General features: G+C 66.0%; 24 protein-coding genes. 19 read left to right on the plus strand and 5 right to left on the minus strand.

The annotated features are described in order from the left end of the window. The first annotated feature begins 14 nt into the window (after positions 1–14). The 3 genes from CEK66_RS10745 to CEK66_RS10755 are packed head-to-tail and all read left to right on the plus strand — an operon-like array spanning position 15 to position 3,810. On the plus strand, positions 15–1,526 hold the full coding sequence (locus CEK66_RS10745; RefSeq protein ID WP_152236907.1) for a radical SAM protein: 1,512 nt from the start codon (positions 15–17) through the stop codon (positions 1,524–1,526). A gap of 2 nt (positions 1,527–1,528) precedes the next feature. Beyond that, on the plus strand, positions 1,529–2,677 hold the full coding sequence (locus CEK66_RS10750) for a glycosyltransferase family 4 protein (protein ID WP_193312625.1): 1,149 nt from the start codon (positions 1,529–1,531) through the stop codon (positions 2,675–2,677). Then, positions 2,674–3,810, plus strand: coding sequence for a glycosyltransferase family 4 protein (locus CEK66_RS10755; RefSeq protein ID WP_152236908.1), 1,137 nt, complete (start codon positions 2,674–2,676; stop codon positions 3,808–3,810). The genes CEK66_RS10750 and CEK66_RS10755 overlap by 4 nt, the downstream gene beginning before the upstream one ends. A 154-nt stretch (positions 3,811–3,964) precedes the next feature. Here CEK66_RS10755 and CEK66_RS10760 read toward each other — a convergent pair whose 3' ends face one another. Both CEK66_RS10760 and CEK66_RS10765 read right to left on the minus strand, forming a co-directional pair. Next, positions 3,965–5,248 (minus strand): nucleotidyltransferase family protein, encoded by a 1,284-nt coding sequence (locus CEK66_RS10760; RefSeq protein ID WP_152236909.1) that lies wholly within the window; start codon positions 5,246–5,248, stop codon positions 3,965–3,967. After that, on the minus strand, positions 5,245–6,753 hold the full coding sequence (locus CEK66_RS10765) for a radical SAM protein (RefSeq protein ID WP_152236910.1): 1,509 nt from the start codon (positions 6,751–6,753) through the stop codon (positions 5,245–5,247). The genes CEK66_RS10760 and CEK66_RS10765 overlap by 4 nt, the downstream gene beginning before the upstream one ends. A 185-nt stretch (positions 6,754–6,938) precedes the next feature. Between CEK66_RS10765 and CEK66_RS20370 the strand changes: the two genes are divergently transcribed. After that, entirely contained in the window at positions 6,939–8,000 is a 1,062-nt protein-coding gene (locus CEK66_RS20370) for a serine kinase (protein WP_193312626.1), read from the plus strand. 99 nt (positions 8,001–8,099) lie between these two features. Beyond that, entirely contained in the window at positions 8,100–9,812 is a 1,713-nt protein-coding gene (locus CEK66_RS10775) for an ABC transporter ATP-binding protein (protein ID WP_152236912.1), read from the plus strand. A 191-nt stretch (positions 9,813–10,003) separates the two neighbouring features. Here CEK66_RS10775 and CEK66_RS10780 read toward each other — a convergent pair whose 3' ends face one another. The 3 genes from CEK66_RS10780 to CEK66_RS10790 all read right to left on the minus strand — a co-directional run bounded on the left by CEK66_RS10780 (position 10,004) and on the right by CEK66_RS10790 (position 12,402). Then, positions 10,004–10,279, minus strand: a complete 276-nt coding sequence (locus tag CEK66_RS10780) for a hypothetical protein (protein ID WP_017910537.1) — start codon at positions 10,277–10,279, stop codon at positions 10,004–10,006. Between the two features lie 279 nt (positions 10,280–10,558). After that, on the minus strand, positions 10,559–11,839 hold the full coding sequence (locus CEK66_RS10785) for a phospholipase D-like domain-containing protein (RefSeq protein WP_226975077.1): 1,281 nt from the start codon (positions 11,837–11,839) through the stop codon (positions 10,559–10,561). 332 nt (positions 11,840–12,171) lie between these two features. Further along, entirely contained in the window at positions 12,172–12,402 is a 231-nt protein-coding gene (locus tag CEK66_RS10790) for a hypothetical protein (protein WP_017910539.1), read from the minus strand. Between the two features lie 190 nt (positions 12,403–12,592). Here CEK66_RS10790 and CEK66_RS10795 point away from each other — a divergent pair, with 190 nt between their 5' ends. From CEK66_RS10795 to CEK66_RS10860, 14 genes are all read left to right on the plus strand, one after another. Next, positions 12,593–13,102, plus strand: a complete 510-nt coding sequence (locus CEK66_RS10795; protein ID WP_052250733.1) for a DUF2796 domain-containing protein — start codon at positions 12,593–12,595, stop codon at positions 13,100–13,102. Continuing rightward, positions 13,099–13,812: an ATP-binding cassette domain-containing protein gene (locus CEK66_RS10800; RefSeq protein WP_043092026.1), complete on the plus strand. Its 714-nt coding sequence runs from the start codon at positions 13,099–13,101 to the stop codon at positions 13,810–13,812. Before CEK66_RS10795 ends, CEK66_RS10800 begins: the two co-directional genes overlap by 4 nt. 2 nt (positions 13,813–13,814) lie before the next feature. After that, entirely contained in the window at positions 13,815–15,068 is a 1,254-nt protein-coding gene (locus CEK66_RS10805; RefSeq protein WP_319019740.1) for an ABC transporter permease, read from the plus strand. Positions 15,069–15,070: 2 nt separating this feature from the next. After that, positions 15,071–15,667, plus strand: coding sequence for a DUF3299 domain-containing protein (locus tag CEK66_RS10810; protein ID WP_152236914.1), 597 nt, complete (start codon positions 15,071–15,073; stop codon positions 15,665–15,667). Further along, positions 15,654–16,304, plus strand: a complete 651-nt coding sequence (locus tag CEK66_RS10815) for a DUF3299 domain-containing protein (protein ID WP_226978573.1) — start codon at positions 15,654–15,656, stop codon at positions 16,302–16,304. The genes CEK66_RS10810 and CEK66_RS10815 overlap by 14 nt, the downstream gene beginning before the upstream one ends. A gap of 12 nt (positions 16,305–16,316) precedes the next feature. Then, positions 16,317–17,123, plus strand: coding sequence for a hypothetical protein (locus tag CEK66_RS10820; protein ID WP_226978574.1), 807 nt, complete (start codon positions 16,317–16,319; stop codon positions 17,121–17,123). Positions 17,124–17,173: 50 nt separating this feature from the next. Then, complete coding sequence (locus CEK66_RS10825; RefSeq protein ID WP_152236915.1) at positions 17,174–17,731, plus strand: hypothetical protein; 558 nt, start codon at positions 17,174–17,176, stop codon at positions 17,729–17,731. 186 nt (positions 17,732–17,917) lie between these two features. Next, positions 17,918–18,904, plus strand: coding sequence for a hypothetical protein (locus tag CEK66_RS10830; RefSeq protein WP_152236916.1), 987 nt, complete (start codon positions 17,918–17,920; stop codon positions 18,902–18,904). 245 nt (positions 18,905–19,149) lie between these two features. Continuing rightward, a complete protein-coding gene (locus CEK66_RS10835) occupies positions 19,150–19,443 on the plus strand; it encodes a transposase (RefSeq protein WP_152236917.1) in 294 nt (97 codons plus the stop codon). Beyond that, positions 19,440–20,300, plus strand: coding sequence for an IS3 family transposase (locus CEK66_RS10840; protein WP_152236918.1), 861 nt, complete (start codon positions 19,440–19,442; stop codon positions 20,298–20,300). The genes CEK66_RS10835 and CEK66_RS10840 overlap by 4 nt, the downstream gene beginning before the upstream one ends. Positions 20,301–20,793: 493 nt before the next feature. Next, complete coding sequence (locus tag CEK66_RS20620) at positions 20,794–21,324, plus strand: XVIPCD domain-containing protein (RefSeq protein ID WP_226978575.1); 531 nt, start codon at positions 20,794–20,796, stop codon at positions 21,322–21,324. 42 nt (positions 21,325–21,366) lie between these two features. Then, the gene (locus tag CEK66_RS20375; RefSeq protein ID WP_193312627.1) at positions 21,367–22,431 is read left to right on the plus strand and encodes a hypothetical protein; all 1,065 of its coding nucleotides are present in this window, start codon (positions 21,367–21,369) and stop codon (positions 22,429–22,431) included. A 317-nt stretch (positions 22,432–22,748) separates the two neighbouring features. Next, a complete protein-coding gene (locus CEK66_RS10855) occupies positions 22,749–23,642 on the plus strand; it encodes a hypothetical protein (RefSeq protein WP_152236919.1) in 894 nt (297 codons plus the stop codon). Positions 23,643–24,119: 477 nt separating this feature from the next. After that, positions 24,120–25,700, plus strand: a complete 1,581-nt coding sequence (locus CEK66_RS10860; RefSeq protein ID WP_152236920.1) for an AAA family ATPase — start codon at positions 24,120–24,122, stop codon at positions 25,698–25,700. The last annotated feature ends 117 nt before the right edge of the window (positions 25,701–25,817 follow it).

Raw genomic sequence — 25,817 nt, forward strand, 5'->3', positions numbered from 1 at the left:
TGCGTTCGCCCCGTATGTCCTCCACACCCAACACGCTGCTGGTCAATCCCACCATCGCCAAGCCGTCCAGCGCCCGCTTTCCGCTGTCGCTGCTGAACCTGGCGGCGGCGCTGGATCGCACTGGCGACAGCCGCATCATCGACGGCAACGTCGACCGCGACTTCATCGACCGCAGCCTGCAGGCGCTGCAGGAGCAGCGCTTCGATGCGGTCGGCATCAGCGTGATGGGCGGGCCGCAACTGGCGCCGTCGATCGCGCTGTCGCAGGCCATCCGTGCGCGTTTCCCGGCGCTGCCGATCGTGTGGGGCGGCTATTTTCCCACGCTGTACCCGGACACCGCGCTGGCCGCGCCGTACGTGGACTACGCGATCCGCGCGCAGGGCGAGGACACCTTGCCGGAACTGCTGGCCGCCTTGCGTGGCGAGGGGCCGACGCTGGCGCAGGTCGATGGGCTGTCCTGGAAGCACGACGGCGCCGTGGTGCACAACCGCAACCGCGCGTTCCAGCGCGGCGACGCGCTGCCATCGCTGCCGTACGAGAAACTCGGCGAACCGCGCCGCTATCTCGGCCGTACCTTCCTCGGCCGCCGCACCGCCTCGCACCAGGCCGCGCTGGGTTGCCGCTTCCGCTGCACCTTCTGCGGGGTGGCGGCGATGTTCGGCGGCGCCACCGCCTTGCCGACCGCGGCCCGCCTGGAACGCGAGCTGGGCTATCTGAAATACGGCCTGGGCGCGGACTCGATCCAGTTCTTCGACCACAACTTCTTCGACCGCGAAGCCGACATGATCCCGCTGCTGGAGGTGATGGCGAAGCTGGAACTGCCGTGGTGGTGCTACGCCCGCGCCGACGCGCTGCTCAACCTGTCCGAGAGCACCTGGAAACTGGTGCGCAAGAGCCGCCTGCGCATGGCCTACATCGGCGCCGAGTCGCCGAGCGGGGCGATGCTCAAGGAGATCCGCAAGGGCACGCGCCCGGACCAGACCCTGGAAGTGGCTGAACTGTGCCGGCGCAACGGGGTGATTCCGGAGCTGTCGTTCATGGTCGCGCCGCCGCAGGACAGCGAGCGTGAGACCGAGCAGACCTTCGAGTTCATCCGCGAGCTGAAGCGGATCAACCCGCAGTCGGAAATCATCGTCTACGTGTACACGCCGCTGCCGGACAGCAGCCGCCACGAGAAGGACCGCGGCCGCCGCGCCGGCACACCCTTGCTCGACCGCGACGGGGTGCCGGTGCAGTTCCCGCGCACACCGGAGGAATGGGCCCAGCCGCAGTGGGTGGACTACGCCTGCCACGCCGATGCGCCCTGGCTCACCGATGCGCTGCGCCAGCGCATCCGCGATTTCGTCACCGTGCTCGGCTGCCGCTATCCCACCGCGCAGGACCAGCGCTCGCCGGGCTGGGCCAAGCGCGGCCTCAGCGCGCTGGCCGCGTGGCGCTACCGCTACCGGCGCTACGACCGGCCATGGGAACTGAACCTGGCCAACCGGCTGGTGCGCCTGCACCGGCCGCAGGTATCCGGGATCTGAGCATGGACGGCAACGTCGACCGCGCCGTGCATGCCGTGCAACTCAACTTCGTGCCGTTGCCGGACGGGGTGACGCCGGAGCAGGCCTTCGCGCTGTGGCCATCGCTGGCCGACATCGCCGAGGCGGTGGCCAGCGCCGGCACCCGCGTCTCGGTGATCCAGGCCGCCGCGGTCGATGCGCGACTGCAGCGCAACGGCGTGAACTATCACTTCGTGCGCCGTGCCGAGACCGGGCGCCGGCGCCATCTGCGCCGCATCGCCGCGCTGCTGGCCGAGCTGGAGGCCGACGTGGTGCACGTGCACGGCCTGCAGTTCGCGCGCGAGGCGGCGACGCTGGCGCGCTGGCGGCCGTCGCTGCCGATCCTGCTGCAGGACCACGCCAACCGTCCGCCGCGCTGGTGGCGGCGGCCGCAGTGGCGGCGCTGGTACGCCGCCGCCGCCGGCATCGCCTTCACCTCGCTGGAGCTGGCGCGCGGTTTCGTCGGCGCCGGACTGTTCGCCGGATCCACGCGCCTGTTCGCCATTCCCGAATCCAGTTGCCGCTTCACTCCCGGCGAGCGCGACCAGGCGCGCCGCGACAGCGGGCTGCATGGCGCGCCCTGCGTGCTGTGGGTCGGCCATCTGAGCGAGGGCAAGGATCCGCTCACCGTGCTCGACGGCATGGCCCGCGCCAGCGAGCAACTGAGCGGGCTGCAGTTGTTCTGCGCGTTCGGCGATGCGCCGCTGCTGCCGGTGGTGCAACAGCGCATCCAGGCCGATCCGCGGCTGGCCGGCCGCGTGCACCTGCTGGGCCGGGTGGAGCACGCGCAGATCCAGACCCTGATGCGCGCGGCCGACCTGTTCGTGTCCGGCAGCCTGGGCGAGAGCTGCGGCTACGCGGCGCTGGAGGCCTATGCCTGCGGCACGGTGCCGGTGTTGACCGACATCCCGGCGTTCCGTGCGCTCAGCGACGGCGGCCGGGTCGGCGCGCTGTGGCCGTGCGGCGACGCCGAACGCCTGGCCACCGCGCTGCTGCAGGCCTCGCGCGACGGGCCTTCGCGAGCGCTGGTGCGCGCGCATTTCGATGCGCAGCTGTCGTTCGCGGCAGTCGGCCGGCGCTGGGCGCGCGCCTATGCGCAGTTGCTCGGTGCCACGTCGCGGAGCGCGGCATGAAGCTGGCCCTGGTGGTGCCGGGCGGCGTCGACCGCAGCGGCGAGTACCGGGTGATTCCGGCCTTCCTGAGCCTGATCGAGCGGCTGGCGCGCGTGCATGAATTACACGTCTTCGTGCTGCACCAGGAACCGCTGCCGGCGCAATGGGACCTGCTGGGCGCGCGGATCCACAACATCGGTGCGGCGCGTACGCGCTGGCGGGCGATCGCCGCGATCCGCGCCGAGCACCGCCGCGCGCCGTTCGACGTGGTGCAGTCGCTGTTTTCCGGCCACTGCAGCCTGATCGCGGTGGCGGCAGCGCGCTGGCTGCGGCGGCCGAGCCTGGTGCACATCGCCGGCGGCGAACTGGTCGCACTGCATGCGATCGGCTACGGCGGCCGGCGCAAATGGCAGGGGCGGCTGCGCGAGGCGCTGGTGTTGCGCCTGGCGAGTGCGGTGACCGCCGCCAGTGCGCCCATCCTCGACAGCTTGCGGGCGTTGGGCATCGCCGCCGAACGCGTGCCCCTGGGCGTGGACCTGCGCGCCTGGCCGCCGCGCCCGCCGCGCGCGCGGGGGGAGGGCCCGGCGCGGCTGCTGCACGTGGCCAGCCTCAATCCGGTGAAGGACCAGACGACCCTGTTGCGCGCACTCGCCGCACTGGCCCGCGCCGGGGTCGACTTCCGCATCGACCTGGTCGGGGTGGACACCCTCGACGGCGCGATGCAGCGCCTGGTCGCCACGCTTGGCCTGAGCGCGCGCGTGCGCTTCCTCGGCTTCAAGACCCAGCGCGACCTGCGGCCGCTGGTGGAGGCGGCGGATCTGCTGGTGTTGTCGTCGCAGCACGAGGCCGGGCCGCTGGTGTTGCTGGAAGCGGCCGTGGCCGGCGTGCCGACCGTGGGCACCGCGGTCGGGCATCTGCAGGAGTGGGCGCCGTCGGCGGCGCTGGCGGTGCCCGTGGGCGACTGGGCCGGGCTGGCCGATGCGCTACGCCAGGTACTCAGCGACGACGACCTGCGCCTGCGCCTGGCCTGGGCGGCGCAATGCCGGGCCGTGCGCGAGGACGCCGACTGCAGCGTGCGCGGCTTCACCGCGCTGTACCAGCGCCTGTGCGCACCGCGCAGCACCGATGAGCGGCGCGCGGCGCAGAACGGTTGACGCGCAGCGCGGCGTGCAGGCGCTTCGCCTTTAAGGCGGCCTCGTGTCTTTTCGTGGCAGCGGCTTCAGCCGCGACGTGCGCCGCCACAACGGCTGTCGCGGCTGAAGCCGCTCCCGCGACGGTCGCTTACTGCGCGCTCTAGGAGGGCGTGCGTCACTCCGACGACGGCGCATAGCCCTGCAGCGCGGTGCGCACCGCGTACAGCGTGTCCATCCGCGGCACCGGACGCAGCAGACGCTGCAGCACGCGGCGGCGCTGCGGCAGGCGCACCCAGTCCTGGCCCTGCAACCACAGTTGGGTACGAATCATCTCGGCGCGTTCCTGGCGGCTTTCCGCCGAGGGCTGCAGGCGCTGGCGCAGATAGTCCAGCACCTCGCCGCCCGAACGCGCCCATTCGATGCCCGGTAGCGCCGGCAGCCACAGTTGCGAGCACGACGCCGCGGTCAGATCCAGTCCGCGCGCGCGCAGCCGCAACAGCGGCGGACACTGCGAGCGCAGTTGCTGCAGCACGGCTGGCGGGATCGCGGCTCGGTAGTAGCGCAACATCAGCCGCAGCGGCGGCCATACCCACCAGGCGTCGGTACCGGTCAGCATCTGCCAGTCGCTGGCGCGCATGCGCGGGGCGAGCAAGGCCAGGTCGTGCAGGTGCATCAGCCGCAGGCTGCGGCTGCACAGTCCGCCGGCCGCGTGCAGCAGCAGGTGGCGCATCAGCGCGCCGTTGCTGGGGTAGGGATTCAGGCCGGGCCTGCCGTCGCGCGGCAGGAGTTGCGTACCGAGGTCGACCGTGCGCAGCGGCAGGCGTTCCTGGATGCGCACGTGCAGTTCGATGTTGATCGGCGTGTCGCGGTGCTCGCCCAGGCCACCCACCGCCTGCGCCTGCGCTGGACGAAAGGTCTGGTGCTTCCACTGCGCGAACTCGGCCACGTAGCCCAGCGCGGCGAGCAAAGTCGCGGCACGCTCGGCGTCCTCGGGGCGCACCAGCAGGTCGATGTCGGCCATCGGCCGGTCGCCCGGCCGATACAGGCCTTGCGCATGCAGCGCCGCGCCTTTCAGCGGCACGATCGCCAGGCCGGCGGTCTGCGCCAGGGCGTCGATTCGCTGCAGCAACGCGGCGATGCGCTGGTAGCGCTGCGCCACGTGTTCGCGTTGCCCCTCCAGGAACGCGCGCCACGGCCGGTCCGGCCATTGCGAGCGCTGGCTCAGCACTGGCGCCACGCCGTGCGCGACCGCCGCGGCTGCGGCCAGTTGCCAGTGCAGGCCGCTCCAGTCCGGCATCGGCGCACCGGGGCGTGCCAGCTCATGCGCCAGGGTTTCGGTGGCCAGGCGCAGGCCACGGCCGATGCGCCGCAACGGCAGGTGTGCCGGCGTCGCCGCGGCTGCCGCTGTCGGCAGGTCGGCCGCCACGGCCGGAGACGAGGGCGTCGCCAGGTCGCTCATGAGCGCTGCACCAGCGGGATGCGGCGGCTGCCGCCGGCGGCGACCGCCTTGGCCGCCGGTGCTGGCGGCGCGTCGGTCCGATGCTCGGCTTCGCGCGCGATCAGCGCTGCCCAGTCGGCGTCCAGCGCCGCCCAGTCCTGCGCGTGCGTCGGCGCCGGGCGCGCATCCTCGCGGCATTGCAGGTCCACCTGCCGGTGCAGCAGATCGCGTACCTGGCGGTAGAACGCCGAATCGTAGGCGCCACGGAACATCATCGCCAGGTCGTCGCTGTCCTGCCAATGGGTCTTGCGCCCGAGCTGGTCCTTGACCTGCTGGTAGAACACGGTGCCGGGCAGCGGGTAGGACACGCTGACGCCGATGTCGTCCGGGCGCGCCTGCGCCACCAGCCGGCGCGTGGCGAGGATGTCGTCGAGTTGCTCGTCCAGGTAGCCCAGCTGCAGGAAGAAGCCGACGCGGATGCCCTGCGCGCCCAGCCGCTGGCGCGCGGCGATCACGCCGTCCACGTCGGTGCCCTTGGTCATCTTGTCGAGGATGCGCTGGCTGCCGCTCTCCGCGCCGATCCAGGCCTCGCGGCAGCCGGCCCGCGCCAGGGCGGCGGTCATGCGCTCGCTGCACAGGTCGGCACGGGTCTGGATGGTGAAGGGCACCGCGCCGTCGGCGGCGGCCAGCGCATCGGCGAAGTCCTCCACCCAGTCCACGTGGAAGCCGAAGATGTCGTCGGCCATCCACACATGGTCGGGCGCGAAGCTGCGCTTGAGCTGGGTCATCTCCGCGGCCACGTCCTGCGCCTCGCGGCGCTTGTAGTGATTGCCCCAGATCGGCTTGGCGCACCAGTTGCAGCGGAACGGGCAGCCGCGCGAAGCGGCCATGTTCAGGCTGAAATGGCCGTGTCGCTGCTGCCAGAACGCGCGGTAGCGCGGGATATCCAGCAGGTCCCAGGCCGCCGTCACCGACAGCCGCGGATCCGGCGGCCGCGCACCGATCTGCGCGCGCTTGAGTTGCGGCAGCACCGCGCTGGCCACCTCGGCGAGGCCGGCCACCCAGCGCGCCGGGCCGATGTCCGGTTCCACCTGCAGCCGCGCCACCAGGTCCAGCAAGGCCGCGATGCCTTCGCCGATCAGCACCGCGTCGGCACCGGCCGCAAGGAACGCCTCCGGATGGTCCGAGGCGTCGGAGCCGGCGACGAGTACCCGGCTGCCGCCGGCGCGCGCCTCGGCGATCATCCGGCACGCGGCCTCGCGCATCCGGCTCAGGCACATCTTGGTGAGGAAGTTGAAGTTGTCCTCGTAGAACACCACCAGGTCCGGCCGCTGCGTGCGGACGGCGTGGTCGTAGTCCTCCACGCCCTCGGCCAGCATCGCGTCGAACAGCGTCACCTGGTGTCCGTGCTGACGCAGCAGTGCCGCCACCTGCAGCGTGGCCAGCGGCGGGTACGGTTTGCCGCGTTCCCATTGCTTGGGGTCGTAGCGCAGGAAGTAGGAGTGGCTGACCTGGATCTTGAGCATCGGCGAAAGGTCTCGTTCGGCGCCGCGGGGGAGGGGCGCATGCAGCGATGGCCGCGCGCAGGTGGCCGTGGCGGTAGGTGCCGGGGCTGCGCTGTTTGGTTGCGCGAAACACCAGCATGACCCCGCGCAACCTTTGGCCGCGGCAGGCGCACCCACGCTGCATCCACCCAAGCGACCCTTCTCCGATGCAGCGATCGACCGTGCGTGTTCTGGACGTGGCAACAAGCGACCACGCCACGCCAGTCGTCGCTGCGGGCGGTGCCTGCGATCCGTTCCACACCCAGCTGCGGCGCCCCCACACCCTCAGCAAGCAACTGCTCGGTGGACGCTTCCACTTCGAGAGCAACAGTCCGGCGCTGCTGGCCTTGGTGGAAGCGGCATTCGGCGCGGTGCCGGCGCATCGCCTGCCGGAGAGCGCCGCGTTCCGCATCGAACTGACCCTGGTGGACCGCGGCGACGCGCCCTACGCGCTGGCAATGGAGCCGCCGCCGGTGCAGACCCATTCCGGCGCGGGTGTATTGAGCGGGGTGATCGATGCGCACAACTACGTCGTGCTGGTGCCCGAGCAGCGCAGGGCGCTGGTGGTGGTGTCCGAGGACATGCTCGCGCACGCCTACCACGTGCGTTACGAACTGATCGAGTTCGCCGTGTTCGTGCTTGCCGCGCACGGCATGCGCCTGGTGCCGCTGCACGGCGCCTGCGTCGGCCGCGACGGCCGCGGCGTGCTGCTGCTCGGCGGCAGCGGCGCCGGCAAGTCGACCCTGGCGCTGCACAGCCTGCTGCGTGGGCTGGAGTTCCTTGCCGAGGACGCGCTGTTCGTCGCCCCGCACTACCTGCTCGCCACCGGCATCGGCAACTTCCTGCATCTGCGGCCGGAACTGTTGCACCTGCTCGATCCGCAGACCCGCGCCTGGATCGCCGCGGCGCCGATGATCCGCCGCCGCAGCGGCGCGCTGAAGCACGAGGTGGACATCCGCCAGGGCGAGGGGCGCCTGGCACAGGCACCGTTGCGGCTGGCCGCGGCCGTGTTCGTCTCGTCCACCATGGCCGCCGATCCGCAGCGGCTGCTGCAGCCGATGCCCGACGCGGACGTGGCGGCACGGCTGGCCGCGGACCAGCCCTACGCCGCGGGCCAGCCGCACTGGCCGTTGTTCGCGCGCCAGTTGCAGCGGCTCGGCGTGTACGAACTGCAGCGCGGCACGCATCCGGAGGCCTCGGTCGATGCGGTGCAGACACTGTTGGCCTGATCCCGTGCAAAACGTGACGGTGCCGGCGACGCGCATCGCCGACGCAGGGGAGTGGGGATGGCGCACCGCGTCGATGGTCCGCCCCAAGGACACCCACCGATGAGCACACGCCCGCAACCGGTATCGCACTTGCTGCGCGCCTTCGTCGCCGTGCTCGGTCGCGGCGAGCGCCTGCGCATCGCCGGGTACGTGCTGCTGTCGCTGCTCGGCGCGCTGGCCGGCGCGCTGGCCGCGGTCGCGCTGGTGCCGCTGGTGCAACCCGGCCACGTGCTGACCCTGGCCGGCCACGCCTTGCCGTTGCCGACCGGCTTCCTCGCGCAGACCCTGCTGTTCGTCGCCGCCAGCAGCGGCTTCGCCCTGCTGCGTTGGTGGGGCACACGACTGGCCGCGGACCTGGCCAGCCGCCACGCGCTGGACCTGCGCCGGCAGGTACATGCGCGGCTGCTGCAGGCGCCGCTGCCGGCCCTGGCCGACGCCAGCTCGGCGGAAATCGCCAACCTGCTCACCTACAACGTCGAGATCGTGGTGCAGGGCTTCAGCGCGCTGCTGCAACTGCTGGTGGCGGCGATCACCGCGGTGGTGAGCCTGGCCGCGGCGTTCCTGGTCTCGCCCATGCTGGTGCTGGCGCTGCCGCCGCTGCTGGCGCTGGGCCTGCTCGCCTTCCGCATCGCCGGCCACGAACAGGCCCGGGTCAGCCGCGAGTACGTCGCCGACATGACCCGGCTGTTCTGGCTCAGCGAGGATTTCCCGCGACGCCTGCGCCACGTGCGCTCGTTCGCACGGGAGGCGCGTGAGCAGGAAGCCTACGAGGCGATCGCCGGTCGGCTCGCCTATGGCTACGCGCGCCAGCAGGCGCTGGTCGCCTCCGGCCGCCTGTTGCTGGAACTGGCGGCGGTGGCGGCCATCGCCGCGATCATGCTGCTGGCTGGGGTGTGGCACGGCATCGACCGCGGCGCGCTGATCACCGTCGGCCTGCTGCTGGGACGGCTGCTGCCGTACCTGGTCTCGACCCGGCAGAGCGTGCAGCAACTGCGCTCGGCCGCGCCTGCGCTGGAACTGTGGCAGCGCTACGTGGCGCTTGGCACGCTGCCAACGCCACCTGGCACCGTGGCGGCACAGCCCAGTGCGGCGACAGAAGCGACGGCGCCGATCCAGATCGAACGCATCGGCCTGGCGCCGCCGCTGGCCGCGGTGGCCTTGACCGGTCTGGTCCTCGCACCGGGCACGCTGACCCTGATCAGCGGCCCATCCGGTGTCGGCAAGAGCAGCCTGATGGACGCGCTGGCCGGCATGGTCGCGCCACCGCAGTTCGCCGCGCACTGCGACGGCCGCGCGCTCGACTTGGCCGGCTATCGCGCCGCGCTGCAGCCCTTGGCCTATGTCGCCCAGGGCGTGCGGCCCTGGCAGCACAGCGTGCGGCACTGCCTCGCCTGGGCGGCACCGGCCGCGAGCGAGGCCGCGATGTGGGAAGCGCTGCGCGACGTCGGCCTGGCCGCGCGCCTGCAGGGCGGCGCCGGCCTGGACACCGCCGCACACGGCGCCGGCGCGCGCCTGTCCGGCGGCGAACTGCAGCGGTTGCTGCTCGCCCAGGTGCTGCTGCGGCAACCGCGCGTCGCCTTGCTCGACGAAGCCACCAGCGCGCTCGACGCCGTCGCCGAACAGCAGGTCCTGAGCACGTTGCGGCGGCGGCTGCCGCAGACCGCCCTGGTCGCGGTCTCGCACCGCCTCGGCCTGACCGCCATCGCCGACCAGTGCGTGATGGTGCAACGCGGGACCGTGTCGCCGCTGTTGTTGGCTGATCGGGCTTCCTGAGCCGACAGCATTCCCTCAGCGTCGCACTCATCAGCAGGGGCCGAACTCCGCTCAGCCCGCTGCAGCCTACTGCTTCGTATGCGTCAGGCAGTCCGATATTTGGGACCAGCAGAAAAACAAAACCCCGCAAGCGGGGTCTTGTTCCTATGTCGTGCCATCTGGACAGACATGACTAAATTGGGGCACTCCCCCTACGGGATATCGCACTTCATCTTTCCATCCACGTAGTACGGCTTGGGCACGTCCGGATTCTGGCTGGTCTTCTCGAACACCACCTCGAACGAGTTGGGGTCCGGCTTGCCCTTGCGTTCGGTGCAGGCGTCCTGCAACTTCTTCTTGACCGCGGCGATGCCGGCGTCGCGGTTGGCACCGTCGGCGCTGTTGGTGAGATTGGCGACCTCGGCGAAGGCCGGCGAGGCAAGGCCCAGCAAGCTTCCTGCGAACACGAGTGCGTGCAGCGTCTTCATGGCGTCTCCTTGTTTTGATGTCCGTACGCGGTGGGAGGCGTGCGTTGCGGCGCATGCGGCAATGCCCGGCGCCGCGGCCGCCCTCCAGCGCGGAGCTAGGATAGGGAGTGCTGGTTAAGGCTTCGTAGGGACGGCCGCGGCAGGATGCCGCGGTGCCATCCGCGCACCCAAGGTACATGTCGGTCTTGGCTGCAAGCTCCTGCCGAGACGCGATGAAGCGCGCAGTGGGCGAGGAACTGCCAACCCTGAAGGTGCGTGCGGCCAACGCGGCAGCAAAGGCTACTCAGTCCGCGGCGCCTCGTAGTTCTGCCCAGGCTGCAGCGTGGTGACGTAGGGGCCGTTCCAATCGCGGTCGAAGATGCGCGTCAGCGTCTCGGCCGGCCCCTTGCCCTTGACGAACACCGAGGCGTCCACCGCGGTATTGAAGTAGCTCCATTCCCAGTTGCCGGTGCCGATCACGCTGCTGCGGTCGTCGGCCACCGCGTACTTGGCGTGCTCGACCCGCGCATATGGGATGAAGCCCTGCGGCGCCGGCGGCAGGCGGCTGAACTTCACCGCGATGTTCGGTAGCGCGGCCAGGCTTTTCAGATAGGCCTGCATCGGTTCGCGCAGCGCCCAGTCGGCGACGATGATGTGCACCTGCACGCCGCGGGCGGCGGCGTCGCGGATGGCGCTGTCGACCGGTGCCCACCAGCCCTTGGGCCCGAAGCTGCGGATCGCCGAGAGCGTCATCACCTGGATGCGCAGCGCATGCTGGCTGGCGCGGATCATCTCGACCAGGGCCGGCTCCTCGGCGCTGACCCATGCCGGCTGCAGCGCCGGCGGGCTGAACGCGGGGAAGGCGACCAGCGGCGCGTCGCTGCCGGCATCCAGCAGCACCGGATCGGTGGCGGTGACCGGAACGAAGTCCGGCGGCTGCACGCCGCGCGCCTGCGCCTTGGCCAGATTGCCTTCGTCGGCCAGGCGCCAGCTGTAGTCGAAGCTCGCGGCGAAGGTCTTGGCGAAGCGCGCGTCATCGATGCGCGCGCCGATCTCATGGATCTGCTCCAGCGCCCGCCAATCCCAGTTCTGGCTGCCGACGAACACGCTGGCGTCGTCGACGATCATGTACTTGGCGTGCAGCACGCCGCCGGTCAGCGTATCGACCGGCAGCACCCGCACGGTGATGCCCGGCACCTTGCCCAGCCAGGCGACGCTGTCCGGGTTCTTGGCCAGGAAGGTGTGGTCGACCAGCAGGTGCACCGCCACCCCGGCGCGGGCGCGGGCGGCCAGTGCGTCCAGTACCGGCGTCAGGCCGGTGCCGGGCTTCTCGGAAATGTAGAACGCGGCGATGTCGATGCGCTGCCTGGCCCCGTTGATCATCGCCAGCCAAGTCTGCTGGGTGCGCGGCACGCCGGGCTCGCCGTAGACGCTGGCCTCGGGCACGCTCTCGACGATCTGAAACTGCGAGGGCTGCGGCCGGGCCTGGGCGCCGGTGGCTGCCGACAGCAGCAGGCAGGCCATGGCGGCGGACAGGAAGCGGCGTGCGGGATGCACGCTGGCGATGGAAGCGAGAGGCACGTTGGGTGTCCTTGCGGGAGCGTGGGAAGTGGATGCCGGGCGGCGATGCGCGTGCATGCTACCGGCAGCTGTCGTAGCTTGGCAGCCTGCTTTGCAGCGCATGTGTCAGTGAGATGGTGACGGCTAAGTTGGCGTTCCCGTCCAGGGGCGTCAGCGCTTCAAGGCAGAGCGCGCCACCAATGCGCACGCAGGCCGCAGCCGACCTTCATCGCTTGACCACTCACGGTTCTGATTGGATCAGGGCGTCGCGATGCCGCGCCGCGCGGCGTTCGCAGAAGGAATGCATCGCCGTCCAACGGCACCGGCGACCGCGTCGTGCCGCGCGAGAAGATTCATGCCCGACCGTCGGCGAATGCGGCCTGCGCCTGCGCAAACCACTGCAGCACCTGCTGGCGATGCGGCTCGCCCCAGCAGCGCACGAACTGCTGGGTGTGGTGGTCGGTGAGGTCGTTGAGCGCGGCGATGCGTTGCGCGACGTAGGCAGGCTCCAGTCGCAGGCCGCAGTCGACCTCGATGCAGTGGCGCCAGGCGGTGTAGCTGTCGGGAATGATGGATGAAGACATGAAGATCCCTGGAGTTCGGCGCCCATCGCGGCACAGGGCCGCCGCGCGAGGCGCGTCGGTGGTGGCCGGATGCGAACCGCGGCTGACTGACGGCAACGGCAGGCTTGCGCCCGCGCTCGATAGTTCACTAATGTTATAGTGTAACTCAACCGATGCGCTGCATATGCGACCTGGCATTCCCCTGATCCTGTTGCTCCTCTCCGCCAGCTCGCCAGCCACCGCTGCGATCCGCCACCATGGCCCGCACGTGCACGGCCAGGCCAACCTGGAGGTCGCCGTCGACGGCACCGCCGTGGACGTGCAGCTCAGCGCGCCCGGCATCGGCATCCTCGATTTCGAACACCCGACGCGCGATGCCGGCGAGCGCCAGCGGCTGGAGGCCGCGGTCGCCACCCTGCGCGGTGCGGGCTGGTTGCAGTTCCCGGTCGCGGCGGCCTGTTCGCTGCGCAGCGCGCAGGTCACCACCGAGGGCTACGACGTGGCGATGGCCGATCCAGACGAGCCCGGCCACAGCCACGCCGAGTTCCACGCCCGGTACGCGTTCAACTGCACGCAGCCGGCGCGACTGGATCACCTGCAGGTGCTGTTGCCGCAACGTTTCCCCGGGCTGCACACGGTGCTGGTCGATGTCGCCACCGCTGCGGGCCAGGGCCGCACCGAGGTGGTGCCCGGGCAGACCCGGGTGAAGCTGCCGGAATGAACCAGCACCACGTCGTCGAACTGACCGAGGTGCGCTTCGGCTATCCCGGCGCCGCCGCACCGGTGCTGGACATCGCATCGTTTGCGCTGCCGCGTGGGCAGCAACTGTTGCTGCGCGGCGCCAGCGGATCGGGCAAGAGCACCTTGCTGGCCTTGATCGCCGGCGTGCTGCAGCCCACGGCCGGCTGCGTGCGCGTGGCCGGGCAGGACCTGGCGGCCTTGCGCAAGGCCGCACGCGATCGCTTCCGCGCCGACCACTGCGGCGTGGTGTTCCAGCAGTTCAACCTGCTGCCGTTCCTGAGCACCCGCGACAACATCGCGCTGGGCCTGCAGTTCTCCGCGCGCCGCGGCCGGCTGGCGGCGGGCACGCAGGCGCTGGACACCGAGATCGAGCGGCTGATGGTCGCGCTGGGCCTGGACGTGGCGGCGCTATGGTCGCGGCCGGCTGCCCGCCTCAGCGTCGGCCAGCAGCAACGCGTTGCCGCCGCGCGCGCGTTGATCGCGCGGCCGCCGCTGCTGCTCGCCGACGAACCCACCTCCGCGCTCGACCCGGTCGCGGCGCAGGCCTTCCTGCAGTTACTGTTCGCCGAGTGCCGGCAGGGCGGCACCAGTTCGATCGTGGTCAGTCACGATCCGTCGATCGCACCGCTGTTCGACGCCCAGGCCGACCTGGCCACGCTCAACCGCGCCGGCGCCGGAGGTGCACGATGAGCCTGTTGAAGCTGGCCCTGGCCAGCCTGCGCAGCCGGCGCCTGGGCGTGGCGTTGACCGTACTGGTGATCACCCTGAGCGTGACCCTGCTGCTGGGCGTGGAGCGGATCCGCACCCAGGCGCACGAAGGTTTTGCCAGCACCGTGTCGGGCACCGACCTGATCGTCGGCGCGCGCTCGGGCCCGGTGAACCTGTTGCTGTACTCGGTGTTCCACATCGGCGACGCCACCAACAACGTGTCGTGGAAGAGCTACCAGGACCTGAGCGCGATGCCCGAAGTGAAGTGGGCGGTGCCGCTCTCGCTGGGCGATTCCTACCGCGGCTACCGGGTGGTCGGCACCAGCACCGGCTTCTTCGAGCACTACCACTACGGCGCCAAGCATCCCCTGGCGTTCGCGCAGGGCAGGGCGTTCGACGATCTCTACGATGCGGTGATCGGCGCCGACGTCGCCGCCGCGCTCGGCCGCCACCTCGGCGACGAGATCGTGCTGACGCATGGCACCGGGCGCATCAGCCTGGCCAACCATGCCGACAAGCCGTTCCGGATCGTCGGCATCCTGCGCCGCACCGGCACGCCGGTGGATTCCAGCGTGCTTGTGTCGCTGCAGGCGATCGAGGCGATCCATATCGACTGGCATTCCGGCGTGCGGCTTCCGGGCCACCACGTCAGCGCCGCGCAGGCGCGGGCGATGGACCTGACCCCGGACACCATCACCGCCTTCATGCTCGGCCTGAAGACCCGCATCGCCACCTTCTCGGTGCAGCGGCGGATCAACGAGTACCCGGAGGAAGCGATGCTGGCGATCATGCCCGGCGTCTCCCTGCAGCAGCTGTGGGGCACGCTGGGCACGGCCGAAGGCGCCTTGCGCATGATCGCTTCGCTGGTGGTTCTGCTCGGCCTGGTGTCGATGGTCGCGCTACTGGTGGCCACGCTGCAGGAGCGGCGACGCGAGATGGCGATCCTGCGCGCGGTCGGCGCACGGCCGCGCGACATCGCCTGGCTGCTGCTGTTCGAGGCCGGCCTGGTCACCGTGGTGTCGTGCGCACTGGCGCTGCTGGCGGTGACCGCGGCCAGCTGGCTGGCGCGCGGCTGGGTGCTCGATCATTTCGGCCTGGCGATCAACCGTATCGCGCCCAGCGCGGCGGAGTGGGGCTGGCTCGGCTGCGTGCTGCTGGCCGGTGTGCTCGCCGGCATCGTGCCGGCCCTGCTGGCCTATCGCCGCACCCTGGCCGATGGCCTGTCGCCGGAGTTGTGAGCATGACGCGCTGGATCCTTTCCTTGCTGGTGCTCGCACTACTGTGCGGCTGCGGCCGCCAGCAGCAACCCGACACCCCGGGAAAAGCGCAGGCGACGGCGGCGGCGCGGCCAGCACCGGCCAACGACGCCGCGATCAATCCGCCGCTGGGCGAGCCCGATGCCGACGGCTATCGCGAGCTGGACTGGAGCGCGATGCTGCCGCCGGCCGAGCTGAAGGCCCTGGAAAACAGCGACGAAGCGCCGGTCGACCACACCGGCAAGCGTGCGATGCCGCAGACCGGCACCTACAACACCGTGGCCGCGGTGCTGGCGCGCAAGGTACGCCTGCCGGGCTACGTGGTGCCGCTGGACAGCGACGATGCCGGCCGTGTGCGCGAGTTCCTGTTCGTGCCGTACTACGGCGCCTGCATCCATGTGCCACCGCCGCCGCCGAACCAGATCGTGCATGTGCGCCTGGACACCCCGATCGACCCGCCCGACATGTACAGCCCGTTCTACCTGACCGGCCAACTGCGGGCGGAAACCCTCCACGGCGAACTCGCCGGCACCGCCTACACGATGGAGCAGGCGCACCTGCGTCCCTATGAAAAAGGCTGATCGCCATTTCCTGCTGGCTGGAGTGCTGTGCCTGCTGGCGGGCTGCCACGGTGATGGCGGGAAGCAGCCGGACGCCACGCCGACACCATCGCCGGCAGCGACGCACGCGACCGCAGCCGGCGACGCTGTCCCGGACACAGTGGAACGCTGGGAGCAACTGGCACCGGCCAACGACATCTACCAGCGCCCGCCGCCGCGGATCGGCACGGCGTGGCGAGGCGACGCCGCGGTGATGGATCAGGCGGCGCCGGTCGACGATGGTCCCTCGGTGGTCAATGGCATGCCGATCGACCACTCCGGCACCCAACGCGCCGCGCAGTTCGGTTCGTCGCAAGTGGTGAAGGGCCTGGAAGGCAAGCGCTTCGCCCTGGACGGCTACGTCGTGCCGCTGGAAAGCGACGACCAGGGCAAGGTCAGCGAACTGCTGTTCGTGCCGTTCTATGGCGCCTGCATCCACGTACCGCCGCCGCCCCCGAACCAGATTCTGCACGTGGTGCTGCGCACCCCGATCGACGTACCGGAGCTGTGGGACCCGTTCCACCTGCAGGGAAGGCTGCATCTGGCCGACTTCAAGGCCGATATCGCCAATGCCACCTACGAGGCGGAGGACGCCACGATCGCTCCGGTGCAGGGCTGAGGGCGCGGGGCGATGCGCCTGAAGTCGCCGATGCGTTTGGCGATCGCGATCGCCGCCTGTGGCGTCGTCGTTGCCGGCGGCATGCTGTTGGCATTGCGCACGCACGGGCATGTGGCACCGACACCGCGTGCTGCTGCGACCGCGGCGATCCACCCGCCAACTGTGCCCGCATTTCATGTCGCGCCATTGTCCGAAGATGCAGCCGACAAGCGCATCACCACACTGCTGCAAAGCGATCCCGCATTCGCGCGCGACGCCACATTCCTGATCGTGGCCAGCGTCCGCGAACGCTGCGCACCGGCCCATTCTGGCGAACTGGCCAAGATGGCCAACCGCGCACGCCTGCCGGTGCTGGCCGCAACGTCCGAGGTGACCGCACGCGAGCCCGACCTGGACCAGCCGATCTACCAGGCGATCCAGCGCATCGCCGCCGCTGCGCCCTGCGGCCGCGCGCTCGACCTGACGGCGACCGGCCTGCCGCTGCAACTGGACCCGGAACGCTACGCGGCCGCGTTCCCCGACAGCTACTACCAACCCACGCTGGGCACCGTGCCGCACGAGTACGCCGGCCAACCGTTGGGCACCCGCGCGGCACAGGAATGTCAGTCGATCGCCTACGCGGTGCTGCCGCTGGGCCGGGATGGCTGGCAGTGCAGGGCACTATGGGCCGGCATGCGCCCGCGGATCGTCAAGGCCTGTGAGCAGGCCCGCAGCGAAGCCGGGCAGGGGGCGGGTGACGCGATTCCGCCGGAGGTCGCGAACCGGCTGACGCCGGTGGTGGCTGGCATGTTGGAAAAATTGCCTCAATACTGCCGGTAAGTATACGGCCCTTTGTGACTTTGCTTCAGTTGCGGGATGAGTGAGCAATGATGAGAAACGCGCAGCTAAACCGGATCCCTAGCATTGAATTGCAGTTGCTCAAGTGGATTGAACTGGTTGATGAGGGGAATATTCCGGATTGTGTGAATCTACAGCGCGCTGGTACACGACTCTGGATCAAGCGCGCCCGACAACGCTTACCCGGCTTTGGCGATGATGTGAGGGTGCTTACCTTGAGCAACGTCCAGGTCAATCGCCGATCACAAGGAAAGGGATGGTTTACCGGGTTTTTAGACTTGTGCGACACCTTGATGCCCTGGCCCGCTCTGTATGTGGAGTGCGTGCAGAATAAGAGACTGGCCAACTTCTTAAGTCGACAAGGGTTCATTGCACTGCAGCACGATAACTTCTATCGTCCATCCAAACGCTGGCGCGCCATCAATAGCTGGACTTCCGAAGATATCAGCGACGCGCAGCGCGCGGCCAATAGTGTTCATGTGCGTTCGCTTTTTGATGAGCCCGCGGCGATCGCTGAACTTGCTGGAATGCTAAACCTCCCTTTGGCCTCCAAGCGACTCCGAGGAAACTTGGATCAAGCGGGAGATTAGGGAGGCTTATCGGGGGCATGAGGACGACTTAGAGTTCCATCGAAGGAACCAAGTGCGGATTTCCATCGCCTGAATCCGGGCGATACAATTTGCGATAGAGAAAGCCTTTCACCGTACTGAAGCGGATCCTTAAGCAATGCGGTGAGATGGCAAAGCAAATGCACGGGCAAAAACAGGGTGCGACGGATGCTCCTTCCAAAAGATATTGAGCTGGGCTTTTCATTCTCCGGCTATGATCAGAATCCTCGATTGCGCGTAATGGTGTTCGATCCAAGGGGCGGAAGCTACCCGCGCGGAACATTCTTCTGCGACGACGGCTTCTTCCACGCCGATGCAGATCTCGCCTTCACGGTCGTACGGTGCTCAGGTTGGCGGTCCATCGACGCAGACGTCCCATTCTCCGAGTTTGCTTGGGCTTCTCCTGCCCAAGTGAGAGTGCTGGGCGCGCTTCTCTTCTGTCAAACCTTTGATGGTGCTTGGATCCGGCTCTACCCAGTGGCCGGGCCGGAATTGGTGCTGAGTATGCATCAGCCTGATCTCTCAGATCGGGCCACCGTCAGCTTGATCAAAGAGCGATTGTTGCTCTCAGCAAGAGCACAGCGACGTATGCCGATGCCGAGCGGCCCCCACGTATCCGCAAGCGTATTGAGAGAGCCTTATCATCTGCTGGACCAAGACATCGAAATGGATCGATTCGCGCCATCCTACCGAAGGATCGACCCTGCAAACTTTGTGCTGATGCGAGGCGTTCAGGCGCTAGTGAAGTCAGACATGCTGGGGCGCCATCAAGAGTTCGGCGAAGAATCAGTCATTGCTGCCTTCATTGCATTGGATGCTTCATTTTCCTTAGTACAGCGGAAGCTCAAGTTAGAGGGCCTGACCAATCCGTCGGCGCATGATGCGGCCCGGTGGCTTCATCGTAATCTCTACGAGCCATTTGGGCATGATCCGCCTGGGGAGCTAGAAAATTACTTTGACGATTTCTACAGCAGTAGAATCTCAACGCTGCATCCGGGCAATCGGTTCGGAGATTTTCCTTTTTCGCCAACCATGTGGGACGACGCAATTCATCTGAGATCGCAGCTAAGGCAAGTCTTCTCATTCTTGGTGCATGGAATGCATTTTAAGGACTTCGAAGATGCAGTCGACAACTATCACAAGCGGCACGTTTGAGGAGGCGTAACGATGTAGTCCATCGAAACATTTAAGTAAACACATTTGCTTGAGCGCAGGGTGATCGGAAGCGCGAGCGATAAAGGCTAGAGCGGGGCGAGGGATGCCGAATTCTGGCCAAGATATGTCTCGCCTCGAGATTTGGGAGATTTATCGGGGTTAGGGTGTCTATCGATCTATAGCTGACCCACCCCTGATAACTCGGACACCTGAAAGCGAGGACAATCCTCGCACGGAGGTGTTCGATGCAGAAGCGGCAGCGGTTCACGGCGGAGTTCAAGCGGGAAGCAGTGCGGTTGCTCAGGGCGGGAGATCGGCCAGCGGCCGTGATCGCGCGGGAGTTAGGCATCCCGCGCAACCGGCTCTACAAGTGGGCCACGGACCTCGATGCGAAGGGCGCGAGCGCCTTTGGCGGCAGTCGCCGGCCCAAGGCCAATCCGGATGAACTGGCCAAGCTGCAGCGCGAGAACGAGCGGCTGCGCCAAGAGAACGAGATCCTAAAAAAAGCGGCGGCGTACTTTGCGCGGGAGCTACCGTGAAGTACGCCTGGATCCGAGACCAGCGGAGTTACCGGGTGCGTTGGCTCTGCCATGCGCTGGGCGTGTCGCCCAGCGGTTACTACGCGTGGTGCGCTCGCCGTCCGGGGCCGCGCGCGCAGGAGAATGCCCGGCTATTGCAGCGGATCGAGCAGTTGCACGCGCAAACCCGCGAGGCGTATGGCAGCGAGCGCCTGTGGCGCGCGTTGCGCCAGCAAGGTGAGACCTGCGGCCGGCATCGGGTGCGGCGCCTGCGGCAGGCACATGCGATCCGCACCAAACGGCGGCAAGGTTACCTGCGCACGCGCAGCACCTATCAGCGTGTGGCGGTGGCGCCTAACCGGCTGGCATGGCCGTTCGTCAGTCCCGGGCCAGATCGAGTGTGGGTGGCGGACATCACCTTCGTGCCGACCCGGATGGGCTGGTTGTACTTGGCGGCGGTGCTGGACATGCACAGCCGGCAGATCGCGGGCTGGGCGATGGGGGAGCGGGCCGACCAGGCGTTGGCTAGCGCTGCACTGGGCATGGCCCTGCATCGCCGGCGGCCAGCGCAGGGAGCCATCCACCACAGCGACCAGGGCACGCAATACACCAGCGGTGCATATCAGCGGCAGTTGCAGGAAGCTGGGCTGGTCGCGAGCATGAGCCGCAAGGGCATGCCTTACGACAATGCGGTGATGGAGAGCTTCTTCAGTTCGCTCAAGCAGGAACTGACGCACCACGAGCGCTTCGCCAGTCTCGACGAAGCGCGCGGGAAAGTGTTCGAGTACATCGAAGTGTTCTACAACCGGCAGCGGTTGCACAGTGCGCTGGGCTACCGCTCGCCGGCCGAGTTCGAGAAGATGGTTGTTGTTCCCTAATTAACCTGTCCGAGAAATCGGGGGTGGCTCATTGCCTATTAAAGGACGCGCAAATTGACGGAGTTGAAGCAGACAGCGAGAGCTGGCTCGTTAGCCAGTGTGGTGGGGGATCGGCCACCGCGCCCCTTTGCCACGGAGTGGCACGCGGTGATCACAGGTATCTAACAAAGCCCCTCCAGGGTCAACTGCTGGTTGATCAAGATGTGACTCTTTCCCAAGACTTCACCGCTGTAAGCTTGTCTCCACGGCAATGCAACGATGGGCAAGTAGTTGCAAAGCGCTTGGTCGGCTAGCGCTTTGCGGCAGCAGGTTTCGATGCCAGCTCTATTGACCAACTTCATCCATAGCAAGTCCAGCATCTGCGGTCATGTCACAGACTGGTGCGGCCGCATTGAGGTGGACGATTGGCGTAAGTCGCAACTTGGTTACGTGTTGCCCTAGAATCATCGTTGCCGAAGAATCAACCGAAACGCACAGTACAACCGCATCCATGATGGAAGCCTCCATTAACGACCAGACTGCAATTCCCGTTACGGTTGCGAGCGTATCCCATAAGGGAAAGTTCTACGTTGTCGAGCCGAGTTTTTGGGGCAACGGCCGCAGTGCGGACCTGGAGATTGCCAATGAAGAGAGGCTTCTGCCTCCAGACATGAACACCGTGGACCTCCCAACGGCGCTGCCGATCAGTAGTGAACGGATGGTCGCCAGTGCGTACAAGCTGGCGGTGGAGGCCGGATTCAAGCCCAATAACAAAGTGGAAGTTGCGTTTAACTTGCCAACAGCGAAGCAATTAGCAGGCGAGACCATGTTCGTAATGCGCTCCGGCTCTGGGGCCTCCCAAGATCCTTACGCCAATCGTGCCCAAATGCCAACGAGCGAGGCGCTAGCCGCATCGCTCGAACAACAGTATATTGCCGCCAGTCAAGCTCGAGATATGCAGGAGCAGATGCGGTTGCAAGAACTCGCGCAAACTCGTGATAGTGGCCTACATGGCCCGAACAGAGGTGGGCCGGCGATTTCATGATCGGACTCTGCCCATAGAACGTACAGCTGCCTATGGCTGCCAATGAGCATCGAGAAGAACAACTCAAACGTACTGCCACGCCTGGATTACATTGCGTCACCTGCGCTCGATATTGCTGTGGCGCAGATGGTGGCAAACAAACATACTTGCGACGCTCTAGCCAGACGCCGCGTTCGGCTGTCGGCCATCGCAGGGCAGGGCTTGAATCTCTGGCCCGACGAGCATCATATTCCTCAAGGATTCACGTTCTATCTTAGGGCGTTTCCGTTTGCACACCACACCAGTTCCGATAAAGGCATTCCGGCGTTGGTGCCGGCCAGACGGGTCATAGGCGATGCACATCGCCAATATTCTGAAACGATGTCGCCGGAGCAAGAGGCCGCTGTGCTTTCCTTTCTCCGGCACCCTGATCGCGCGCATTGGGGCAGCGAAGAGGGTGCGACATACACATGGATTCGCCCACTTGGATTGTTCCTGGCGGGTGAAGGCAAGAACCGGGTCAGTCTGTTTCAGCGTCTTAGTGAAGAATGGATCCCTGCATGTACTAGTACTGAAGACTATCCCGCGCCCGAGCGTATTGTGCTTTATACAGTCCATATATTGGGAGCAACTCATTACTGGGCAGTTCTGGATAGCCGATACCTCGAGCCACTGGCTAGTCCTGAGTGGGTGTTGCCTGTACTACAGGCCTATGGAGTCGTGATTGGTCGGCACTGGCCTTCCGAATTCCCGATTCAGGCGGCAGTCGAGCGCGCGCTCCGGGAAGTTTCCCATGACGAGCCGAGACGACGCCTGCAGATCGATCTAGAAGTGGTCCGCGCCCGCGATCATTGGGAGCAGGCACATGTGTTGGTCAGTGCTTGGTCCCGGCTTTCGCCAAAGGTTATGTGGGCTTGTATAAGCGTATTTTGCTTGGTTGCGATGGTTGGGGCGATGCTGTTTGCTATTCCTGCTGACTGGTCATGGCTTCGTTGGCTGGGCACAGCGCTTCTTGGCATAGCGGCCGGGTGCTATATGGCACTCCACATCAAACTGATCACCATACGGCAGAGCGATGTTCGATCATCTCTTGGCTATAGTCTGTGGGCGAAGTTGCAAAAGCGCTAGCGCTGAGCTTGCGTCCTGTAAGCGCTGCAAGGTCCCAATTTGGCAGGCAATCAGGTCGCCGCCTCTCACGGGGGATGTATCGGCGCTTGCTGGCCGGATCTAGGAATCATAGGATGGGTTGTTCTGTAGTGGCTTCGCCATTATTTATGTGACGGGCACATAGGGTGGCGGATAGCATAGTCCTGAAGAGCGGATGGCCAGCATTTTAAGCTGAGTCCAGTTGAGGTCGGCAGCGCTGCTTTCAGCTACTCATTTCATGGTTCTTGCCGTTCATCGCCCTGCGGCAAGCAACCTACTAGGGGCGAAAGGAGCTCGTCATGCAGAATGGTGCAAGTGAAGACGTAAGCATTCTCATTGCAACTTCGTTGGCTCGCAGGGTTGTGGATGCGATTCAATTCCCTATTCAAATTAAGACTCCTGCTGCGCGGACTCAGGAGGAGGGTGGCAATCGGCTCGGGGACGCAGAGTTAGAATTCATCAAAGTCGGGAGCGAGCGCGAGGAGGGCGTCCCCGAAATATCGGAAATGAGTGAAACTTTTGCCGCTGGTATCATGGAGATGGTGCAGCGGGTTCGCGACGGTGAGTACGACGAATCGAGCGCCGATCCTGCGCAGTTAAATGCTCTGAGAACGTTGATGGCTGTGCAGGATGCGAATCCTGGTAATTCCGTTTTTTTCAAAGTGAGTTCCGATGAAATCGATGGCGCGTTGAGCGAGTTGGTCTCCAAACGGTCTGTCAGTATTGACGTTGAGTGGGTGAAAGTTGATGTCGAGAAGCCGCTATTAACACTATCTAATCCAATTCTAATTTCAGACATGACAATGCATGTGCAAGCCAAGGTGAGCGCATGTATAAAGCTACTGGGAAAGAAGTATTGCGCCTCCCTGACCTCGCCGCGCATCAGGCTAGAAGCAAGGCAGGGCTTTCTTGAGCTCGAGAGCCGCGCTGCTAAAGTTACGGTAGTTCCCCGGTTCAAAGATCTAGACATTGTTGTGAAAATAAAGATATGGAAGTGGACGGTTAAGATCAAGGTCGGAATTACAGGAATAGTGAATAAGCAGCTCAACAAGCAAGGTCCGATTCAAGTTCTTGACTTGAGCTTGTTCGAGCAGCAAATTCCATTTAGTAGTAAGCGGGTGAGCTTTGACTCATTTGATTTTCCCGCTGATCCGAAGGGGCTTTCTGTACGCGCTTCAATGAGGATCGGATAGTAAATTTGTAGAGGCGACGGCATCCGTCGCCTCTACTTAACAATGATCGCGAGCCGACCTTTATCCGCAGGCCGTTGCTTTGACGAAATAAAGTTTTATTATTTTATCGAATTACTCTATTCGCCTGCGTCAGCGGCTTTTTTTGAAGTATCCGCGATTGGCTGATAGGGGGCTTCAGCTGGGAGAGGATTAGGAGGCGTTTGCCTGCTTTTGGCCGGAAGCGGACAGCCTCTATACCAAGGACACTGGTTGCCAATAAGCACTTTGCCCATATCTCAGCGTCTTGACCGGAGGCTCTTGCTCACTCTACTGGGGATTTCTGCAAGAGTGTCCCCGAGCATCCTTCCGGATGTTCAACACCATGTATGTTCTTGCAACCGATGCCGGGCGCCTCAGCTATACGAGCCGCATTCGGGTTGCAAGACTGCTAAGGCGATAAGCTTGCCAAGCCCGGTATTCGACGGATCGAGGGGAATCGTGAGAATAGTCAAGTTGTCAGTTCAGAACTTTCGAGGGATCAACGAGCTGGAGTGGGCGCTGGAGCGGCAGTCGCTTTGTTGCTTGATCGGCCCTGGGGATTCGGGGAAGTCCACGGTTCTGGATGCCATCGAAGCAGCGCTTTCTTCCCGCTGGTACACCTTCGGTGAGGCCGACTTTAGGGAATGCGACACGTCCCGTTCGATCAAGATCGAAGTGACGATCGCCGAGCTTTCCAAGGCCCTGCTTTCAGACGAGAAGTTTGGTCTCTACATCCGGGGACTGGCACCGGATGGTACGGTGAGGGATGAGCCCGAGGACGGGGATGAGCCAGTCCTGACGGTGCGCCTGGCAGTAGATGCCACGATGGAACCGGTATGTGAGGTGGTCAACGATCGGACCCCGTATCCCCGGACGATGTCCAACCGCGACCGTGCCCTGTTTCGCGTGGTTCGCCTGACCGGCGACGACGCCCGGCACCTGACTTGGGGCCAGGGTTCAATACTGTCCAAGCTCACCGAGTCTGGGGACGAGGCAGCCCAGCACTTGGCGGAGGCCTACAGGGTGGCCAAGGCCAGCACTCGACTGCACGAGATCGAGAGCCTGGTGAAGGTAGCCAAGGAAGCCCAAGCGCGGGCAATCGAGGTCGGAGCGATCGTGGAGGATGAGTACATTCCAGGGTTGGAGTTGCTAAAGGGAGGCTTCTCCTCCGGTTCGATTGCCCTCCACGATGGCGCCGTGCCGCTGCGGCTGGCCGGCACCGGAACCCGGCGATTGGCCACCCTGGCCATTCAGCGCGCCGCGATTGAGGAGGGGGCGATCATCCTGGTGGATGAGATCGAGCAGGGGCTCGAGCCGCACCGCATCCTGGGGGCGATCGTGCACTTACGGCAATCGCAGGCAGTGGCGTCGGCGGCTTTGAAGCCCACCGGTCAGATTGTGATGACCACGCACTCCGATGTGGCCCTCAGCGAGATACCACCCGATGCTCTCTACGTATGCCGCCGGACGCCAGGGAACGCGCTGAAGATTCTTCACCCGACGGATCAAGACGCGCTTCGGCGGGTGCTCAAACACATGCCGAGAGCGTTGTTCGCGCGGCGGCTGTTGGTGTGTGAGGGGGAGACAGAGCTGGGATTGATCCTCGGGCTTCGGGAGCTCTTTCCGGCACGACATGGTGGTGCATCCATCGAACAGAGGGGAGCGGCTGTCGTCGATGGCGAGGGGGGCAATGCGCCGCAGATGGCGGCAGCGCTGGCCGCACTGGGGTATACGACGGCTCTCTATCGGGACTCGGACGTTCCCGTGCCGACCAAGCAGCAAAAGAAGATGGACAAGGTGGGTGTGCATACCATCACTTACTTTGCGGATATCGCCATCGAGGAGGCGTTGTTCGCGTGCGTCGCTGACGACTTGCTTGTGGACAAGCTTTTGATCGAGGCCGAGCGATACAAGGGTGAAGCGACGGTCATTGATCAGCTCAACAAAGCTTTCCCTGAGGCCGGCCCTAGGCTGTATCGACATTCAGCGGTATTTTTTGGGGATGTCGAAGACCATCACGTCGCGGCCCAGCCGCTATGAATTGACCCAGAGCCAATGGGAGCGGATCGAAGACTTGCTTCCAGGCAAAGCCAGTGACCCGGGCCGCACAGCAGCGGACAACCGGGCTTTCGTCAATGGCGTGCTGAGGGGGTTGGG

The organism is Xanthomonas sp. LMG 12460, from assembly GCF_009192895.1.
Lineage (GTDB): Bacteria > Pseudomonadota > Gammaproteobacteria > Xanthomonadales > Xanthomonadaceae > Xanthomonas_A > Xanthomonas_A sontii.